Origin of the sequence: Streptomyces sp. 891-h (assembly GCF_022760275.1) — a bacterium.
GTDB lineage: Bacteria > Actinomycetota > Actinomycetes > Streptomycetales > Streptomycetaceae > Streptomyces > Streptomyces spirodelae.
The window spans coordinates 7215960-7235167 of the sequence record NZ_CP050693.1 but is presented as its reverse complement, the minus strand read 5'-3'; the positions used below and the strand labels follow the sequence as shown (position 1 = coordinate 7235167).

The 19208-nt window shown below is 70.1% G+C and carries 17 protein-coding genes and 1 pseudogene; 8 read left to right on the top strand and 10 right to left on the bottom strand.

The annotated features are described in order from the left end of the window. Window positions 1-36 precede the first annotated feature (36 nt). A pseudogene (locus HC362_RS32110) lies at window positions 37-912 on the top strand (alpha/beta fold hydrolase); the annotation flags it as partial. 177 nt (window positions 913-1089) lie between these two features. On the opposite strand, the gene HC362_RS32105 reads toward HC362_RS32110, so the two are convergent. Beyond that, window positions 1090-2586: a carboxylesterase family protein gene (locus tag HC362_RS32105; RefSeq protein WP_243087862.1), complete on the bottom strand. Its 1497-nt coding sequence runs from the start codon at window positions 2584-2586 to the stop codon at window positions 1090-1092. A gap of 41 nt (window positions 2587-2627) precedes the next feature. After that, a complete protein-coding gene (locus HC362_RS32100) occupies window positions 2628-3542 on the bottom strand; it encodes an MBL fold metallo-hydrolase (RefSeq protein WP_243087861.1) in 915 nt (304 codons plus the stop codon). 219 nt (window positions 3543-3761) lie between these two features. On the opposite strand from HC362_RS32100, the gene HC362_RS32095 reads away from it, so the two are divergent. The 3 genes from HC362_RS32095 to HC362_RS32085 all read left to right on the top strand — a co-directional run bounded on the left by HC362_RS32095 (window position 3762) and on the right by HC362_RS32085 (window position 8711). Beyond that, window positions 3762-6551, top strand: coding sequence for a LuxR family transcriptional regulator (locus HC362_RS32095; protein WP_243087860.1), 2790 nt, complete (start codon window positions 3762-3764; stop codon window positions 6549-6551). 198 nt (window positions 6552-6749) lie between these two features. Next, window positions 6750-7910: a hypothetical protein gene (locus tag HC362_RS32090; protein ID WP_243087859.1), complete on the top strand. Its 1161-nt coding sequence runs from the start codon at window positions 6750-6752 to the stop codon at window positions 7908-7910. Window positions 7911-8069: 159 nt separating this feature from the next. Beyond that, entirely contained in the window at window positions 8070-8711 is a 642-nt protein-coding gene (locus HC362_RS32085; protein ID WP_243087858.1) for a carbonic anhydrase, read from the top strand. 21 nt (window positions 8712-8732) lie between these two features. Here HC362_RS32085 and HC362_RS32080 read toward each other — a convergent pair whose 3' ends face one another. From HC362_RS32080 to HC362_RS32060, 5 genes are all read right to left on the bottom strand, one after another. After that, window positions 8733-9710: an L-threonylcarbamoyladenylate synthase gene (locus HC362_RS32080; RefSeq protein WP_243087857.1), complete on the bottom strand. Its 978-nt coding sequence runs from the start codon at window positions 9708-9710 to the stop codon at window positions 8733-8735. Between the two features lie 183 nt (window positions 9711-9893). Beyond that, complete coding sequence (locus HC362_RS32075; RefSeq protein ID WP_243088905.1) at window positions 9894-10871, bottom strand: hypothetical protein; 978 nt, start codon at window positions 10869-10871, stop codon at window positions 9894-9896. A 1-nt stretch (window position 10872) separates the two neighbouring features. Further along, window positions 10873-11481, bottom strand: coding sequence for a TetR family transcriptional regulator (locus HC362_RS32070; RefSeq protein ID WP_243087856.1), 609 nt, complete (start codon window positions 11479-11481; stop codon window positions 10873-10875). A 286-nt stretch (window positions 11482-11767) separates the two neighbouring features. Then, the gene (locus HC362_RS32065) at window positions 11768-12196 is read right to left on the bottom strand and encodes a VOC family protein (protein ID WP_243087855.1); all 429 of its coding nucleotides are present in this window, start codon (window positions 12194-12196) and stop codon (window positions 11768-11770) included. Window positions 12197-12234: 38 nt separating this feature from the next. Next, window positions 12235-12828, bottom strand: coding sequence for a hypothetical protein (locus tag HC362_RS32060; protein WP_243087854.1), 594 nt, complete (start codon window positions 12826-12828; stop codon window positions 12235-12237). 115 nt (window positions 12829-12943) lie between these two features. Here HC362_RS32060 and HC362_RS32055 point away from each other — a divergent pair, with 115 nt between their 5' ends. Next, entirely contained in the window at window positions 12944-13594 is a 651-nt protein-coding gene (locus tag HC362_RS32055; RefSeq protein ID WP_243087853.1) for an ABATE domain-containing protein, read from the top strand. Window positions 13595-13666: 72 nt separating this feature from the next. On the opposite strand, the gene HC362_RS32050 is transcribed toward HC362_RS32055, so the two are convergent. Next, complete coding sequence (locus HC362_RS32050; protein ID WP_243087852.1) at window positions 13667-14923, bottom strand: MFS transporter; 1257 nt, start codon at window positions 14921-14923, stop codon at window positions 13667-13669. A gap of 61 nt (window positions 14924-14984) precedes the next feature. After that, window positions 14985-15545: an NADPH-dependent FMN reductase gene (locus tag HC362_RS32045; RefSeq protein WP_243087851.1), complete on the bottom strand. Its 561-nt coding sequence runs from the start codon at window positions 15543-15545 to the stop codon at window positions 14985-14987. A gap of 131 nt (window positions 15546-15676) precedes the next feature. Here HC362_RS32045 and HC362_RS32040 point away from each other — a divergent pair, with 131 nt between their 5' ends. From HC362_RS32040 to HC362_RS32030, 3 genes are all read left to right on the top strand, one after another. After that, window positions 15677-16180, top strand: coding sequence for a MarR family transcriptional regulator (locus HC362_RS32040; protein WP_243087850.1), 504 nt, complete (start codon window positions 15677-15679; stop codon window positions 16178-16180). Window positions 16181-16360: 180 nt separating this feature from the next. Continuing rightward, window positions 16361-17323: a teichoic acid biosynthesis protein C gene (locus tag HC362_RS32035; protein WP_243087849.1), complete on the top strand. Its 963-nt coding sequence runs from the start codon at window positions 16361-16363 to the stop codon at window positions 17321-17323. A gap of 348 nt (window positions 17324-17671) precedes the next feature. Beyond that, the gene (locus tag HC362_RS32030; RefSeq protein WP_243088904.1) at window positions 17672-18295 is read left to right on the top strand and encodes a YceI family protein; all 624 of its coding nucleotides are present in this window, start codon (window positions 17672-17674) and stop codon (window positions 18293-18295) included. A gap of 87 nt (window positions 18296-18382) precedes the next feature. Here HC362_RS32030 and HC362_RS32025 read toward each other — a convergent pair whose 3' ends face one another. Further along, complete coding sequence (locus tag HC362_RS32025; protein WP_243087848.1) at window positions 18383-19144, bottom strand: metallophosphoesterase family protein; 762 nt, start codon at window positions 19142-19144, stop codon at window positions 18383-18385. Window positions 19145-19208 lie beyond the last annotated feature (64 nt).

Below are 19208 nucleotides of genomic sequence, written 5' to 3'. Positions count from 1 at the left end.
CCACCGCACGAGAGTCCAAGAAAGGGAAAGCAGGAAATGATCTCCGACCACCGCGGGCAGCCCCTCCGCACAGACCGCGCCAACGTCAATGGAACGAGCCTGCACTACAGGACGGGCGGCTCCGGTCCGGCGCTTGTGCTGCTGCACGGTGTGCCCAAGACCAGCTATCACTGGCGTCACCTGATCCCGAAGCTCACCGCGCGGTACACGGTCGTCGCGCCGGATCTGCGCGGTCTGGGCGACTCGGCCCGCCCTGCGGACGGCTACGACTCCGCGACGATGAGCGAGGACATCGCCGCGCTGATGTCCCGTCTCGGACACGAGACCTACGCAGTCCTCGGCGAGGACTGGGGAGCGGTGATCGGCTACCAGCTCGCCGCCCGCCACCGTGACCGCGTGCGGGCGCTGGTCTTCGCCGAGGCACTGCTTCCCGGCTTCGGCTTCGAGGAACACACGGCCCTCACCGGCGAGAACGTGAGCAGCGGGATGCATCTGTGGCATCTGGGCTTCTACTTCCAGCCGGACGTCCCCGAAATGCTGATCGCCGGGCACGAACGCGAGCTGATCAGCTACATGATCAAAAACGAGCGCAGCTATCCGGACACGGCCACTCCCGACGCCGTCGAGGAGTATGTGCGCTGCTACTCCATGCCCGGGGGAATCCGGGCGATGCTGGCGATCTACCGCGCGATGCTGGTGGACGCGGAGCAGAACCGGAAGGCCTCGCAGAAGAAGCTGCACATCCCCGTGCTGGCACTCGGCGGTTCGGCCTTCATCGGCGACCGGAACGAGGAGATGATGCGGGCCGTGGCACACGACGTGACCGCACACGTCTTCGAGGCAGGACACGACCTCGCCGAGGAAGTCCCGGTCGAGATGGCCGCTGTGGTGCTGCCGTTCCTGGCCGAACGGATGGGACGGACGCGCTCCCCGCTGCCCCCGGATGAAGCCGCTGGCCGGGCCGTGGCGCGGCAGCAGCGTGGGCCCCGTCCCCCGGCAGCCGGCCCGGTCGGTAAGTGGGGCACTCACCGACCGGGGCCCGCCCTTCCGGCTCGCTGAACGGGCTGCGGTCAGAACGGCGCCGGAGGGTCAGCGCCAGGCCTGTCGTTCCTCTCTGCGGGGGTCGTCGACCTGGGTCCACTCGGCGCCGATCCGCATCGTGGCCCGGCGCTCCTCGTCGTACGGGTCCCAGCCGGGGTTGCCGGTGCTCGCGAACCTGACCCATGTCTGGTGCATGCGGGCGGCGAGATCGGCGGGGGGCTTGTCAGGGCCGAGCAGGGCGTCGATTCCGTGCAGTTGTGGAAGGTGGGCCACGTCGAAGACGAAGGGCAGCTCGACCGCGTGGGTGGCGCCGAGCTCTCCCCCGAGGGCGTGGGAGCGCCAGGCGAACTCGTAGGCGTAGGTGGCGGATCCAACGTGGGAGGCATGCGCGCCGGCCAAGGCCCAGCTGCCCGCGCCGAACAGCGCGTCGCCCAAGATGGCGGAGCGCAGCTCGCCGAACGACGCCTCGGGGCGTGCCTTCCGGTACGTCTCGACAAGTCGCGCCGGGTCCGAGTGTGAGCGCGCAGCCACGTCCTCGACGTCAGCGGTGGTCGATGTGGCGTACTTGCCCACCGGGACCAGATAGAGGTTGCCCTCTTCGGTGTTGGTCCCGATGAGCAGGTCGACGTCGCCGCTGAGGCCGACGGCGACGGATTCGGCGGGCTGCGTCTCCAGCACCAGGCTGAAAGGGCTGAGTCCGATCAGCGGGTCGTGGTGCGTCTCGGTCCGCAGGTCGATACCCGCGAGCCGGAGGGCGGCCTCGACCAGACGGTCGTCGGAGAGGTCCGCGAAAGCGTCGGCCCGGGGCTCGATGCCGAGGACCTCCGCTGCTGCCCTGGTGACGCGGGCGGCCTGCTCGGTGGTGAACGCCCCCGTGCCGCTGCCGCTCTGGACGATCGCCCGCCGGAAGAGGCCGGCGGCTTCCGGGGTGGCGAGGACGCCGCCGACGATGGTCGCCCCCGCCGACTGGCCGAAGAGGGTGACGTTGTGCGGGTCACCGCCGAAGGCGGCGATGTTCTCCCGCACCCATCGCAGCGCGGCGACAACGTCGAGCAGCCCGCGATTGGGGGGCACTCCGGGGAGGTCGAGGAACCCGGCGATGCCGAGCCGGTAGTTGAGGGTGACGAGGAGGACGCCGTCGCGGGCGAAGGCGGAACCGTCGTACAGCTCGGACCGCGTCGAACCGGCGACGAATCCGCCGCCGTGGACGAACACCATGACCGGCAGGTCGCCGCCCGCGGCCGCGCCGGCGGGCGTCCAGACGTTCACGGTGAGGTAGTCCTCGCCACGGCTCCAACCGGTACCGAAGTACGGGGACATGTCGATGCTGCCGAGCTTGCGCTCGGACTGCGGTGCGTTGGGACCGGGTGCGGTGGCGTCCCGTATGCCGTCCCACCGCTCGTGCGGCTGGGGCAGCGCGAATCGGCCGGCGCCGCGGGGCGGGGCGGCGTAAGGGATGTCGCGGAAGACGGCTGTGTCGCCCTGACGCAGCCCGCGGACGGCTCCCTGCTCCGTGGTCACGACGGGTTGGGGTTGGTTGCTCATGTCTCGTGTCTCTCCGTGGAAGTCAGGTCTTCCGTTGGGACTCAGGCCTGCTCGGGGTACGGGGCGAAGGGAGCCCAGCCCTTGATGGCGAACCGCTCTCCCTCGCGGGCCACTTCGGCTGCGCCGTGACCGCCCAGATGCGCCGGGACCACGAGTGCGTTGTTGTCGGCCGCCCAGCCCAGCACCTTGCGGCGGGTGGCGCGGGCGGCTGCGGGGTCCTCGCAGAAGCAGCTGTTGGAGTCGGGCTCGAGGATCTGCACGGGACTGTGCAGCATGTCCCCGACGAACACGGCGCGGTCCGTCCCAGAGGTGAGGGTCAGCACGGAGGAGCCGGGGGTGTGCCCGGGAGCCGCGTCGAGGCGGAGGTCGGCGTCGATCCGGTGGCTGTCTTCCCACAGCAATGTCTGGCCGGCCTGGTGCACCGGGGCCACGCTGTCCTCGAAGACGTTCTGGTTACCCCGGCCGAGCAGCGGTTTGTACTCGTTCTCCGGATTCCAGAAGTCGAAGTCTTCCTTCGGCATCAGATAGGTCGCGTTGGGGAAAGTGGGTACCCATTCCCGGCCGTCCAGATACGTGTTCCAGCCGACGTGATCGATGTGGAGATGTGTGTTGATCACGATGTCCACGTCTTCGGGCTCAACGCCGGCGCGTGCGAGATTGGCCAGGAAACCTGTTTCGAGGCGGTTCCAGACCGGCGCGTACGGGCGGTCCTTGTAGTTGCCCACGCCGGTGTCGACCAGGACGGTCTTGCCTCCGCTGCGCAGCAGCCAGGTCTGGACAGCAGAATTGACGATATTGGTCTCGGAATCGAGGAAATGCGGAGCCAGCCATGAGGCGCCGCCGCTCCACACCTCCTGAGGGCTATCGGGGAAGAAGGCGTCGGGGGCCATTTCGACGGGGCCGAAGTATTCCCATACCCGAGTAATGGTGACGTTGCCGAGCGTGATTTGGTCCATGTGAGGTCCTCGGAAAGGCGGAGATTTTCCTGGAACCGTACGAGCGGGCTCGGCGCACGCGGTATCCGTAACGTGACTGCACCTGTGCGCATGGCCGGGCGCCGGGGCCCTGCGCTGGCTCCAGGCAGTGGACACGGCACTGGACGCGGGCGCTTGTAGCCTGTACGTGGCCAGGGCGAAGCGACTCCGGTCTCGAAAGGCACAATTCCGGGAGACTCCGTGGGCGAGCACACATGCGACCGCGGTGCGGCCCGGGAGTCCGAGCCGGATTCCCGGGAGCTGCTCGTCGGCCGGGGCGCGGAATTGGCACGCCTCTTCCGTGCGGTGGACTCGGTGGCGGCCGACCCGGTGCTGATGCTGGTCGGTGAGGTGGGGGCGGGCAAGAGCGCGCTGCTGGATCAAGCGGCGCGCCGGGCTGAGGCCGGCGGCGCTCGCGTACTGCTTGCCACAGGGAGCGAGTCGGAGTCGAGCCTCGCGTTCTCCGCGCTGCATCAGTTGCTGCGGCCGGTCCTGGCCGGGGTGGACGGACTGCCGGAGAGGCAGCGCGCTGCGCTGCGGGACGCCTTCGGCGAGGGGTCGGCCACGTCGGGACCCGATCTCATGCTGATCGGGGTCGCCGTCCTGAGCCTGTTGTCAGGCTTGGGCGACCACCATCCCGTGCTCGTGGTGCTGGACGATGCTCATTGGTTCGACCGTGCTTCCCTGGATGCGCTGTCCTTCGCCGCCAGACGACTGGAAGGTGAACCGGTCACGATGCTGATCGGGGCCCGTGACAGCGATCGCGTTCCCGGATTCGACCGTCATACGCCGACGCTCACCCTGGAGCCGCTCGACGACGACGCGGCCAATCAACTGCTGGACCTGCGGCCGAAGAGCCCCACCGGCCGTATCAGAGCGCGGATTCTCGACCAGGCAGGCGGCAACCCGCTGGCACTGGTGGAACTGACGAGGACGGCCTCAACACAGGAGAGGGCTGCGGGGCCGCCGTCCGCGGGTCCGCTTCCGTTCCCCGATCGCCTGGAGCGGATCTTCGCCGCCCGCCTGAACAGCCTCCCCGCCTCCACCGCGCGGGCTCTGCTGCTCCTGGCCGCCATGGACAGCGCCGACTGGACGATCGCCGTCTCGGCGAGGCTGCCGTGTGCCGAGGACGCGGCCTGGATTCCGGCCGAGCAGGCCGGGCTGGTGCGGCGGACCGGCCGGGGCGTCCAGTTCCGCCACCCGCTGGTCCGGTCAGCCGTGTACCACGCAGCCTCCTCGGGCGCCCGGCGCGAGGCTCACCTCTCGCTCGCCACGATGCTGCGGGACGAGCCGGACCGGAGTGCCTGGCATCGTGCAGCCGCCTGCCCGCACCCGGACGCGGCCGTGTCGGCGGAGCTGGAGCGGACCGCCGGACGGGCCCGCCGCCGCGGCGGCCACGCGGCGGCGGCCCGTGCCCTGCAGCGCGCGGCGGAACTCGCACCCCAGCGCGAGGAGAGTGCCCGGCTGCTGGTCGAAGCCGCCGCGGCGGCTGTGTTCACCGGGGACCTCGCCTGGGTCGAGGAACTGGTCGCCGCGGTACGAGCGCGCACGGATGACGCAGCTCTACTGGCCTCCGCCACCGTGCAGGCCGGACGGCTGGCGGTCCTGGCCGGGCGCCACCTCAGGGTCTTCTCCCGGCTGGCCGACGCGGCCGAGGAGCTGGCGGTCTCCCAGCCCGCGGCCGGGCTGGAACTCCTGGCCGGTGCCGCCGTGGTCCGCTTCTACTCCGGAGAGGACGCCCAGCGCCACCGCATCCGGGACATCCTGCGCCGCCTTCAAGCGAACGCTTCGCACGCAGGCTTGCGCACTTGGGTGCGGGCCGTGTCGGACCCCTTCGACGACTGGGGCCAACTCGTCTCCCTGCTGCCGCGGCTGGCTGCCGAGGCGGAAGGCCGGCCGGAGCGGCTCACCGCCGCCGGGATCATGGCGTGGCTCCTGGACGAGACCCCACAGGCCGTCCGCGCCTTCGACGAGGCATTCGACCGCTGGGAACTGCAGGGCGCGCTGCCCGAGGGGCTGGGCGGCGCGGTCGCCTGGGCCTACGTGGAGCGAGGACGGTGGGAACAGGCCCGCGAGGCCTGCGCCCGCATCACCGCGGTCGGCCGGGCGACCGGCCTCGACCACGCCGTGGCCTGTGCGGCAACCGTGGAGGCCACCCTGCTGGCCTTCCAGGGCGAGGTGTCCTCGGCCCGCACCCGGGCCGAGGAAGCGCTCGCTCTGGTCGATCCGCTGGAAAGCCGCTCGGTCGCCGTCTACGCCCACCGAGCGCTCGGTGCCGCGGCGGCCGCGGAAGGGGCGTACGGGACCGCGTACGGCCGACTCCGCATGGTCTTCACGGCAGACGGCGCGCCCGTGCATTACCACGCCTCCTACCCGGCACTCGCGGATCTGGCCGCCGCCGCTGTGCGCTGCGGCCGCCACGAGGAGGCTGCCGCGATCGTGGAGCGCTCGGCAACCGCGCTTGCGGAGAACACCTCACCTCGTTTGCGTGCGCTGATCAGCCGAGCCCGTGGCCTTCTCGCGGACCCCGAGGACGCCGAACCGCACTTCCGGGCGGCTCTGGCTGATCCGGGCCTGGAGTACTGGCCCTTCGAACGTGCACAGACCCTGCTCGACCTCGCCGAGTGGCTGCGGCGCCGTCGGCGCATCGCGGAGGCGCGTGGGCCGCTCACCGAGGCCCTGGAGGTCTTCCGTCGCTTGGGCGCACGCCCGTGGATCGAACGTGCCCGGGCCGAATCGCGCGCCGCCGGCCTCGACGTCACGGACGCGGCCCCCGACGCGCTCGCCGGACTCTCCCCGCAGCAGCAGCAGATCGTCCGGCTCGCCGCCCGCGGGCTGACCAACCGTGAGATCGGCGAGAAGCTCTTCCTCTCCCCGCGCACGGTCAGTTCGCACCTCTACCGCAGCTTTCCCAAACTGGGCATCACCGCCCGTTCCCAGCTGCGCGACCTCATCGAGGGGCACCTCGCGACGGCGGCCCACCAGCACTAGGTACACGTCCGGCCACCTCCGGCGGTGCCACGGTCAGCCGGGCACAAACGGTGCGGTGTCAGCAGCGCTGCGACGGCCCGGTCCGAGTAGCGCTGTGAGCGGCTGACTCCCCCGTGAACCGGGAGGAGACGCGAGGGCAGAATGTGAAGGAACAGCGACGGCTGCGGCCGGAGCCGGCAGCAGGAGGGGGCGGCGCGGATGGCGGGACGGGCTGCGAGAGAGCCGGGCGCGGGCGAGCCGGGAAGGCATGGCGGGTCGGGGAGCGCGGCTCAGCCGACGAAGCGGGGGAAGTCCAGGAAGGCGCTGCCCCCTGTCCTCATCGGTCTGCTCCTTGCGTCGGTCGGAGCGGGACTGCTCGCCGCCGTGCCGGTCGCGCTGGCGAAGAACCGCGAGTACGTTTCCGCGCCGTCCTGTCCGGCCGACCGCCGGTCGGACTCCTGCAGGACGACTGTCCCCGCCACCGTCGACGGCACGCGGAAGGAGTCGAGCGGCAGGAGCGTCCACTACTGGCTGCTGCTCACCGAGAAGGGCTCCGGCCACGTGCAGCGGGTGCGGATGACCGGGTCGGCTCCGGTGTACAGCGCCGTGCGTGCCGGGGACGAGATCGAGGTGACGCGCTGGCGGGGTGAGATCCGCACTGTGCGGTTCGGGGCCGCCGCCCAGGAGACCAAGGCGTCGCCGGCTGACGACTGGCGGCTCCCGCTCGCCTTCGGTCTGCTGACGCTGCCCTTCGGACTCGGCCTGCTCATGATCGGCTGGTGGCTGCGCTACCGTCACCCCACCGCGGCCTTCGCCGACGCCTGGCCGGTCACCGTGGGGATGGTGACGGCCACCGTCACGAGCTGTGTCGGCATGGCCAGTGCCATGGTCACCGACAGCGTGCAGACGGCCTGCCTGGTCACCGCCGCCGGTATCCCGCCCGCCACGGGCCTCGGCGCGCTGTGCGCTTGGGGGCTGCGGCGGCGCGAGCGACGTGCCGCGGACACCAGTGACATCGTCCCCCTCGTTCCCGCGGAGAGGCGTTGCGTGGACGCGACCGTGCTGGGGGACGTCCCCTACAGCGTGGAGGGATTCGCGTATCTGGTGATAGGCGACGGGCGCCCGGCGACCACGCCTGACCCCACCGGTCGTGTGGCCCGCAGGGAGTTGCCGGAGACGCTGACCGTTCAGCGCCTGAGAGCTGTGCGGCCCGACGACATCGACGCCTGGTACCGCTCCTACAAGCACGACTACTCCTACAAGCTCGACTACGTCGTCATCGAGTGCCTGGACGGCGAGCAGCCGGTTCTCATCATCGTCAGCCGCCGCGATGCCCCGATGACGCTCGGCGCGCTGACCGCCTCCCCCGCCACCGCATAGCGCCTTCCCGCCCTGCCGGAAGGCGCGCAGTCGGCCCGGGCCCACTGGACACATGCGTTCGGATATTTGGGACAAGCCGCCGCCTCTCCACCCCCTGAACAGCAGCTACGGCCTGACCTGGCAGCCCTGTGCCCGGGGTCCGGTCGTAGTCTGCTACCTATGATCGACAGAGAGACACTCACACCCAGGGAAGCCTTCGAGATGCTGCTGGCCGGCAACCAGCGGTTCGTCGCCGGGGCGCCTGAGCACCCGAACCAGGACGCTGCTCGCCGTACCGAGCTCGTACCGGCGCAGAACCCGTTCGCGGTGCTCTTCGGCTGCTCCGACTCCCGCCTCGCCGCCGAGATCATCTTCGACCGGGGGCTGGGAGACCTGTTCGTCGTCCGCACCGCAGGCCACGTCGCGGGGCCGGAGGTGCTGGGCAGCGTCGAGTACGGGGTGAGCGTGCTCGGCGCCCCGCTGGTGGTGGTGCTCGGCCACGATGCGTGCGGCGCGGTCGCCGCGACCCGCGCCGCTGTGGAGGACGGCACACCGGCGGGCGGCTACGTGCAGGATGTGATCGAGCGGGTCACCCCCAGCGTGCTGGCCACTCGCGCCGCCGGGCACACCGAGGGCGCCGACTTCATCGCCGAGCACGTCCGGCACACCGTCGGCATGCTGCTGGAGCGCTCCCGCGCACTGGCCGAGGCGGTCGAAGCCGGCCGGGTGGGGGTTGTGGGGCTGTCCTACCGCCTGGCCGACGGAACGGCCCAGGTCGTCACATCCCGTGGCCTGGAGGTGCCCGCCGACACGGCTTCGTGATGCCGGGCGGTCGGCGCTGGGTCACACGGCGTGCCGGGGTCCCGCGGCACGCCGGAGCCGGTTGGCGATCGCCAGCCCCAGCCCCTCCTCCGCCGGCAGGGAGGCGACAATGAGGTCGCATCCCCGCTGGTCGAGCTCGCGCAGGAAGCCGTACAGCCCGCGCGCGTAGGCAGCCGTCGAAGCGGGAACCTCCACCACCGCGTGCGCCTTCACGGGGGCGTCGGCGCAGGAGCGGGGAAGCAGGACGCCCACCCGGTGGCCCAGCTCCTGCTCGCGCCCGGCTTCGGCGACGACCTTCTCCGGCTCTACGAGGACGACCCGCGCCTGCGGCGCGTAGTGCGACGGATGCTGGCCCGGCACCCGCACGCGGCTCGTCGAGGGGACAGCGAGCGGGCGCCCCAGCACCGCCTCGAGGTCTTCGCGTGTCACCCCGCCGGGCCGGAGGATGCTCGGGGTGTCGCCGGTGGCGTCGACGATGGTCGACTCGACGCCGACCTCGCAGGGGCCGCCGTCCAGCACGAAATCGACGGCGTCACCGAGCTCCGCACGGACGTGGTCCGCCGTGGTGGGGCTGACCGAGCCGAAGCGGTTGGCGGACGGGGCCGTCACACCACCGCCGAACGCCGACAGCAACTCGAGTGCCACGGGGTGGGCGGGCACGCGCACGGCCACCGTCTCCAGGCCACCCGTCGCCTCAAGGGGCACCCGGCGCCCACGCCGCAGGACCAGCGTCAGCGGCCCGGGCCAGAAGTGTTCAGCCAACGTGCGCACAGCCGCCGGCACCTCCTCGACCCAGTCCCCCAGCTGCTCCCCGCCGTCGATGTGGACGATCAGCGGGTGGGAGGGCGGGCGGCCCTTGGCCTGGAAGATCCGGCTGACCGCGGCGGGATCCTCGGCATTGGCGCCCAGCCCGTAGACGGTCTCGGTCGGCAGGGCTACGAGGCCTCCGGCGCGCAGCACCCCGGCTGCCTTCTCGATGTCACTGCTTGTTGCCAACACGCTCGCATCCTCTCACTGGCACGGCTCTCCCCCGTTCCGTGGTCCCGTCCACGCATAACGACGGACCGGGACCGGTGACACCGCGCGCCGCCGGACACGGGAAGCCGTCCCCGGGAGTACAGGAGACACCATCCGGTACGCGCCGCTGGGCACGAGGAGGCCGGGACGCTCGGGAGCTCGCTGTCAGTCGGCGCGGCCGCTGTTGGGCCGGGAGCGGCCCTTCGGCCGTTGATATCTGGTGCTCATGGCGTGGAAGACCCTCTTCGGTTCCCAGCGGGCCTCGTCGAGCATGCGCACGACGCCGTATGAGGCGATGTCGCGGTCGCCGGGCTTGTCATAGTTGGCGAAGGAGAACCACAGTGCGGTGTCCACGCCTTCTTCTTCGAAGATGTCGAGCAGTTCGTTGAAGTGGCGCACTTGCTCGTCCTCGTCCGGGACCGCTTCCTGTGGTGGCTGCCAGGCCATGCCGCCGAGGTCACCCGCGCCTCGGTAGGCGCACGTGCCGTACTCGGTGATGGCGACCGGCTTGCCGTGGGAGAGGGACTCGCGCAGGTCGGTGCGGAACGTGTCGGCGTTCTGCGCGGTTCGGTAGGCGTCGATGCCCAGCAGGTCGAACGGGGCCCAGTCGACCGGCTCCCACGGGCCGGAAGCGTAGGTGACCCTCCCGCCGAAGTGCGCGCGAACAGTCGTGGCGGCTTCGGCGAGGAAGGCGTTGAGGCGTTCGGGGACCGGCCCGAGGGAGGTCCACCATTGCAGGTCGGCGGTGGCCATGGCGTGGAGCCGGTCGCGGTAGGTGTCGCCGGGAAGGAAGCCGTGGCCGAAGGCACTGACCTCGCAGCCGGCGACGAACACCACCTGTGCGCCGTCCTGCCGCAGAGCTTCGGCGCGCTGCGCGCAGTCGGCGAACAGCGCCAGGATTTCCTCGGAACGAAGGTCGACAGGGAACGGGGAGAACCACACTTCAAGACCGGCGTCCGCGGCATGCCGTGCGGCGGTGCCCAGTCGCTCGGGGTCGCGGCCGGAGATGCGCACGGCGTCGCAGTGCAGGTCGTCGGCGAGGGTCGTCATCTCACGCCTGACCTGTTCGGCGTCGAAGGTCTTCCGGGTGAGGAGGTGGCCGGGGAAGGTGCCGGTGTCGTAGTTGATGCCTCGTGCGCGCACGTCAGTGGCCTTCTGTGTGGTCGAGTCCATGCTCCAGCAGGTCGAAGGCCAGTTCGACGTCCTTCGCCAGAGCGCGGCCGGCGTCCGTGGGGGTGGTGTCGCCCAGCAGTCGCTGGAAGTAGGTCTCCTGGAGGGTGAGCAGGGATGCGGCGATCTGGGCTGCCATGAGCGCGGCCGGCGTGGGGCCGTACTCCTCGGCCAGGACCTGTGCCAGCGCCTGGCGTTGCTGGTAGAGCAGACTGTTCGCCGCCGCCTGCAATGCCGGGCTGTCGTGGATCACACGGACGCGGGCGAGCAGCGCGTCCAGGTCCGGCTGCGGCAGCTGTCCGGCGGCGAGCTCGCGATGATGCGCTCGCAGGGCCTCCAGGAACGTCTGCCCGGCCGGCCGCCGGGCCACGATCCCGGCCAGGTCGTCGCCGCTCACACCCTGCAGGACGAGTGACTCCTTGGTCGGGAAGTACGCGAAGAGCGTCGCCTTGGCCACCTCGGCTGCCTCGGCGATCTCGTTGACCGTCACATTGTCGAAACCGCGCTCACTGAACAGCCGCAACGCCACCGCGGCGATCCGCTGCCTGGTCTGTTCCTTCTTCCGCTCTCGAAGCCCTGCCATGCATTCACAATAACCGTACTGGGTTCAAGAATGAACTGGGTACGGGTTTGCTGGATGACCCGGCACCAAGGTGATCAGCCACAGACGATTCGACACGCGGTTCGGATATCGACCCGGGAACAGTGGTACGGCGCGCAGCATGATCCGCAGGGCCGCGGCTCGCCTCGGCGTAACCGCCACGCAGTGCACCTGCACCTCGCCGCGGGCGATCTCTTCTCAGCGACGTGAACTTGCCCGGCCTGCGCGGCTGACTGAGCGGCCCCGGGAGCCTCTCGACGGAAGCCGCTCAGTCGACGCAGAACTCGTTGCCCTCGATGTCCTGCATCACGATGCACGAATCATGGCCGTCGTACAGGAGCTGTACGCGTACCGCGCCGAGCGCGACCAGTCGTGTGCATTCGGCCTCGAGCACGGCCAGGCGCTCTTCCCCGACGAGCCCGGTGCCGACCCGCACGTCGAGATGTACGCGGTTCTTGACGGTCTTGCCCTCGGGAACGCGCTGAAAGAACAGCCGCGGGCCCACACCTGTGGGGTCACTGCACGCGAACCAGGAACCCTGGTCCTCAGGCGGCCGCGAGCGGTCGAACTCGTCCCAAGTCGTAAACCCCTTCGGGGGCGGCGATACGACGTACCCCAGCACCTCACACCAGAAACGAGCGAGACGCTCGGGTTCCGCGCAGTCGAAGGTGACTTGGAACTGCTTGACCGATGACATCGATGCACCGTAGCAGGGAGTTCGCCCGCTCCGCGTGGTCAGGCGAGGGTTCGGCAGATGTTCTCCTGTGAGCCGATGGCCACGGCCATGTGCCGCCGCCCGGCGGTGTCCCAGGTCGTCACGTGGATGCCGTCCACGACGTAGTAGCCGGCGGGGTAGGCGTCGGTGTTCTTGAAGCCCACGCCGAACGGGCCGACTCCGCCGAGTGTTTTGCGGGTGCCGTCGGGGCGGAGCTCCTCCGCGCCCCGCCCTGACAGGTCACGCCGGACGGTGACGCCGGAGTCGGTGTTGGTGAAGTCCACGACGAGCTTGCCCTTGTACTCGTTGATGTGGACGGACCCGTCGGGGTAACGGGAGTCGACGCGGGTCATCTCCTCGTCCTCGACGAGGTGGAGGTGGAGGTCGAAGGGGCAGTAGACGCCGCCGGGCAACGTGATGTCACCCGGCCGGAAGGGCCGCCACGGCTCGGGGTCGAAACCGGAGAGGTCGAACTGGCCCTCGATGGGGCCGGGCAGGTCGGCGGCGGGGACCGGCCGGGGCGTGGACGTGGCGTCGCGCGCGGAGGCGGGCGCGGTCGCCCCCAGAACGGTACAGACGATGGCTGTTGCGACCGTGATGAGCCGTGAGCGCACGGGGACCTCCTGTGTACGACGCATGACTAACCATTAGGGCTGAGTCAACTGGTTAGTTCGGAGGGCGGTCAAGTACGGTGACCCGGTGCATTGGGTAGAGGTCGCAGGCTGTCGCTTGCCGAGAGGCGTCGGGGGGCACCCGGCCCTGGATTTCTGCAACACCTGGGCGGGATGGGGGGAACCGGCCCATCCACGGCAGGAGTGGCTGCCCGACTACGACCACTTCACGGTCTGGGCGATGCATGCCGGGCTGACGACAGATGAGGCGTGCGAGCGACTGCGCCGCCGTGCGGGACGCAGTCGCAGTGCGGCCGCCGAAGTCCTCGATCAGGCGCGCGAACTGCGTACGGCGCTCTACGCGGTCCTGCTCGACCGCGCCGACCGGGCCGCGTTCGCCACGGTCGCCGCACACGCCGAACGGGCCGCGGCCGCCGCCGTACTCGCCCCCCTGGCGCCGACGGATTCCACCGGCTCCGGCCGCCTCCCCGATGCACCCATGGCCCGCTGGGAACTCCCCGACCGGTCCGGCCTCGCGCTGCCTCTGCTGGCCGTCGCACACACCGCAGCCGCCCTGCTCACCACCCCCGACCGTCCCCGCATCAACGCCTGTCCCGGACACAACTGCGGGTGGCTGTTCCTCAACCCGCGCGGGCGGCGCCGGTGGTGCGCCATGTCGTCGTGCGGCAACCGTGCGAAGGTCCACGCCCACGCCCAGCGCCGCCGTGAAGGCGGTAACTCGCGGAACGAAGGCTCGCACTGGAGCTGAGGTTCAAGTCAACCGGCGGCTTCGACCCCCCGGGCCCCTCCGCGGAGGTCGGCCGGGCGGGGGTTCAGGTATTCAGCGCTGTGCGGCATCCTTCGGTGTCACCCGCCCCGGGCCCGCAGCGGATCCGGCGACCACCGAGGTGCGCGCCTGCCGTCCGGCGGCCCGGGAGGCCACGGCGATCAGGCCGATTGCGGCCGCCAGAAGGACGGCGACGCTCACGGCCACTCCGGTCAGGTTGCCGACCAGCAGCGGGAATTGGGCACCGGCGCCGGAGCCGAGGTTGAGCAGGAAGCCGTAGACGGCCATCGCGGAGGCGCCCGCGGCCCCGGCGGAGGCGCCCAGCGCCTGGACGATGGCGGGCCCCACGGTGGAGACGGCCAGGACGAAGACGAACAGTGCGACGCCGAGCGCCACCGTGTTTCCTCCGGCCGGCGCGGCGGCCATCAGTCCGATCGCCGCAACACCGAGCGAGCCGGCGGCCCGTCGCAGCGCGGGGACGCGCCCGAGCCATGGAGCGACCAGGACGGCGAGGAGCATCGCAGGCAGGGCGCTGGCGCGCAGGCTCAGCATGGCGCCGTCGTCGCCCACCAGCTCGGCGGGCCCGTACAACTGCACACTGGTGTAGACGGCGGTGAGGCTGCCGAGCACGGGTACGGCGACGAGGAGCAGTGGCAGTACGCGGGCCGACGCGAGGACCTTGATGCCGCGACCGGCCACCGCGTCGCTGCCGCTGCCGGGGGCCGGTGCATCGGGGGCCGGTCCGGGCAGCAGCACCCGCCAGAGGGCCACGGCCCCGGCGGCGAGCAGCGGCGCGGAGATCAGGAACACCGCCCGCCATCCGAGCGTCCCCCCGATCAGCTGCCCCTCGATCTGGCTGACCACGGCGCTCGCGCCCGCGGTGGCACCGACGGTGGTGAGGGCGAGCGGCAGCCGCCGCTCCGGTATCCGCTCGGCCAGATAGGCGTACGACATGGGGACGAAGGAACCTGCCGCGACCCCCTGCAGCGCCCGTACCGTCAACCCCCAGGTGAGGTCGGAGGCGAAGGGCACCAGCGTGGTCGCCACCGCCAGCGCGGCGACGGAGCCGGTCAGGATGGCGCGTCGGCCGCACCGGTCGGACAGCGGGCCACCGGCCAGGGAGCCGAAAGCGTAGGTGACGGCGAAGACCGTCGTGGCCCAGGCCGCCGACTCCGGCGTCACGCCCCAGGCCCGGCCGAGCTCCGGCATGAGCGGGATGGTGATGAACGACTGCCCGATGACGAGCATGGCGACGACGGACAGCACGGCCACCGTGGCGGCGAAGGGCGCGTGAGCGCGCTGTGGGGACATGCGGATCACTCCGTCTTTCTCGTGTGTCGGAGGGGGTTGGCGCGGGCCGCGCCGATGAGCTTCAGTGCGCCGTGATGCGGTCGGCCAGGGTGTCGGTGAGCTGGGTGAGCAGCGAGAGAGTCGTCCGGTCTGTGACGTTGCCGCTGTCGTCCAGCCGCTCATGGCAGCGGAAGACGGTCACCTCGGGCTTGGCCAGGACCTCGGCGCCGATGCTGGTGAGGATCTGCCGCAGTGCCAGCTGCCCGCGTGCCGATCCGAACGGTCCGGGGGAGGCGCCTGCGATCGCGGTGGGCTTGCCCGGCAGGAGGCCGCCGGCCGGAGGGGTACTGACCCAGTCGATCGCGTTCTTCAGCGCGGCCGGGACGGAAGCGTTGTGCTCGGGCGTGACGATGAGCAGGCCGTCCGCCGCGGCCACGCGCCGCCGGAGCTCGGCGACTTCCCGGGGCGGGTTCTCGTCGTCGAGATCCTGGTTGAACATCGGCAGCCGGCCGAGGCCGTCCCAGACGTCGAAGTCCACCCCGCCCGAGGCGTGCTTGACGGCCGCGTTCAGCAGGGCCGTGTTGTACGACTCCGCCCGCAGACTGCCGGAGAAGGCGAGAACGGTGCGGTTGTTCGCGTTCATGCTGGTCCACCCCTCGGTCAGCGATCGGCGCGGCCTGTCGCCGCGCTAGGCTCCATCTCATAGGAGCATCAGCAGTAGCTGAGCGTCAAGTCTCTGACTGTTCAGATAGTGACCGAAAAGAGGAGACCGCCATGCCCGACGCCGTCGACGCCATCAGGGATCTCTGGCAGGCCGAGCGCCCCGACCTCGACACCTGGCCCTCGGGGGTCGTGGGCCGGGTGCAGCGACTCACCCGGTTCCTGGAACGGGAGCTGCGCCAGTTCGACACTCGACACGGACTGGAGGCCGGCGAGTTCGACGTCCTGACCACCCTGCGGCGCTCAGGCCCGCCGTACCGGATGACCGCCGGTGCCTTCCTCAAGGCGTCCATGGTCACGTCGGGGGCTGTCACCCGGCGCATCGACCGGATGGAGTCCAGGGGCCTGGTGGAGCGCGTACGACCGGAGGGCGGTGACCGGCGCTCGGTGCAGATCCAGCTCACCGAGGAGGGGATGCGGCTGTGCGACGAGCTCTTCCCGCAGCATCTGGAGAACGAGGTCCGGATGCTGTCGGCGCTCAGCCGGGAGGAGAGCGACGAGCTGGCGCGGCTGCTGCGCAAGCTGCTGGAGTCGTACGGGGACACATCGCTGACGTGACCCGCCGGACGACGGGCGGGCAACCTGGCGGGAGCCGGTTTCACTGACGCGAGGTTGCGCCGCTCCCCGCCCCACAGCAGCCATCTCCCCCAACCAGAGGACGCCCGGGCGCGATTGGCCTAGATTTGACCTGTACACGCCATTTCGCTTCGCACGCGCACGCAGGACGGAGGGAATGCCATGTCTCATACGCCGCTGACACGCCGGGGGCTGCTGCAGACCGGAGGCGGACTCGGGCTGGCCGCACTCGGCCTGGGGGCCGGTTCCGGCAACGCCTCGGCCGCTGTGCCGGTCACTCGGCGCTTCGACCTGACCAAGCCGTCGTACGACCTCTACCGGCACAAGCCCCTGCACGACGACACGGTGCAGCAGAGTTTCGCCTTCGACAGCGTCAACAAACGGCTGTTCGTCGCGCAGCGCCGGAACGGCTCCCCCTCGTCGGCCGGTGACCTGTGCATAACCCAGCTGAACTTCGCTGGCGGCTACACCACCTTCATGCACCTCAAGGGATTCGGCCACGGTGTCGCGTTCGGCGTCGAACCAGTGGGTGGGTCCAGCTACCTGTGGACCGAGGTCGACGCCAACGCCAACGGCTACGGGAGACGGCTGGCCCGCTTTAAGTTCAGCGGCGGCACCACGCTCGACCACTCCGCGGCGATCACCAAGTACTCACCGGTGCCCGGCGCTGTGGAGTACACCTGCTCCATCGACCCCGTCCACAACAACCTGACAGTCCGGTACCACAGCGACGGTGCCAAGCACATCATCGTCTTCAGCCTGGCCGACGCGCGCTCCGGTGACTTCAGCAAGCCCAAGGCCCACTTCAAGCAGCCGTCGATCTCCGGCACCATGCAGGGCTACACCAGCTACGGCTCGTACGCGTACTTCATGACGGGCAACGCCTACTCCTCGTCGAACCCCTACCCTGGCAACACCTACCTCAGCAGCGTCGACCTCAACACCGGCACCGTGAAGCAGGGCCCCACCCTCACCAAGGCCGGCAGCACCCTCTCGTTCCGCGAGCCCGAAGGTCTGGCGATCTACCGCACTGACGCCGGACAGTCGCGCCTCTTCCTGGGTTTCGCGTCAGGCGACGCAGGCGACCGCCGCTCCAACCTCTTCTACAAGAACGTCCTCGTCTGAGCCCCCTGCGGGGACTCCTCTCCCGGGCATCCGCCCAGTTGCTCGCAGCCGGCCGGGCGCCCGGGCGACCGGATGTCGCTGATGCGGCTCTCGTGGGAAGGGGCCAACTGCGTTGCGGTTCCTCGATGTTGTCGGCGTCGTACGGCTCGCCCTCCCCCGGTGGTCGGGTCTCGTCGGCAGAGTCCGGAAGAGTTACGACGATCACGTGAAGATTTCGCGTGAGGCAACTGGACCATCCCCACCATAGGGGTCGTATTCGGAGCGAGAGCACGGCGATTGGTGGTGCAGCATTGCCGGACTGCCCGTCAACGAGTCGCCAGGTGAAGCATGAAACTGTTCAGGCGTGGAATGCCCACCCAGCCCCCGAACCACACTGCCGCATACGGAAGTCCCCGGACGGATGTCGCGGTGCTCGACCCGGCTCTGCAGGAGCTCACCGGGGAATGGATCATCGACCCGGCCCACAGCCGGATCGGTTTCTCCGTACGCCATGCCATGGTGACCACCGTGCGGGGGTCCTTCACCGAGTACCAGAGCCGGCTCTTCTTCGACGGCCGCGACCCGTCCCGTTCGCGCGCCGAGGTTGTCATTTCCACGGCCAGCGTCGACACAGGGGTGGGACAGCGTGACGCCCACCTGGTCGGCCGTGACTTCTTCGACGCCGACAACTATCCGCAGATGAGGTTCGTCAGCACAGAGGTGCAGCCGATCAGCAGCGACACCTACCGCATGGCAGGGAACCTCACCATCAAGGACGTGACCCGGCCCGTCGTACTGGAGATGACCTACATAGGCCACGTGCTGGACCCGTTCGGCTACCAGCGCGCGGGCTTCGACGGTACGACCACCATAGATCGCTCCGACTGGGGCCTCACGTACAACAGCAAACTGGCCGAAGGTGGCTCGATGGTCAGCGAGAAGGTGCGCCTCCAGTTCGACATTGCCGCGATCCGGAACGCCCCTCCCAACTGAGAGCTTGCTCCGGCAGCCCCGTCCCATCGGTACGGACAGCATCCGGCGCTCATGTGCCGCGCTCCTGCCGGCGAGCGGCATGGACCCTCACGGCGTCTGGTCGCGTCCATCCCGTGGGGCGAAGGCGTCGAGCGCTTCCGCGTCGGTGGCGCGGGCGTGCAGGAAATAGTCGGCCCACTCGGCGATGTCGGGGTAGGAGCACTCCCGGGTGATCCGGCGGGTGGCGGCCTCGATGTCGAAGTCGGTTGTGCGCAGTTCGACGCCGGGGCCCAGGAGGGCCCAGTGGGCTCCGGCTCTTCCATAGGGCATACCGACACTTCCGGGGTTGACCACCAGTCGGCCGTGCGCCAGGCGCACGAACGGCATATGGGTGTGGCCGCAGACCACGGTGCGAATGTCGGCGTCGAGGCCGCCCAAGACTTCCTCCCAACGGTCGAGGCGGGAGTCGACCAGAACGACCTCTTCGTCGTTCCGTGGGGTGGCGTGGCAGAACAGCACCGTTCCCAGGCCACGCACGGGGACGGAGAGGGAGTGCGGCAAGGACCCGAGAAGGCTCAGCTGGTCCTCGCTCAGCTGTTCGGCGGCCCAGGGGGCGATCGGGTCAGGGATGGTGTCCCGGTCTCCCCTGCGGTACTCGAGGAGTTCGCGGTCGGCGTTTCCGCTGATCCAGACCACCCGTTCACCGAGGCCGGCCAGCAGGTCGAGAACCTGGCACGGCTGCGGACCGGCGGTGATGTCGCCGGTGAGAACGATGCGATCGGCTCTGCTCACCTCCGGTTCTGCGAGCACGGCATCCAAGGCCGGCAGGACTCCGTGGATGTCGGACAGGACAGCTACTCGGTTCAGCATGGTCACCACTTTGGGGCCAACGCAGCGGAGAGCAGACCAGGTTCGCCTGAGGCGTAGCCGGAGC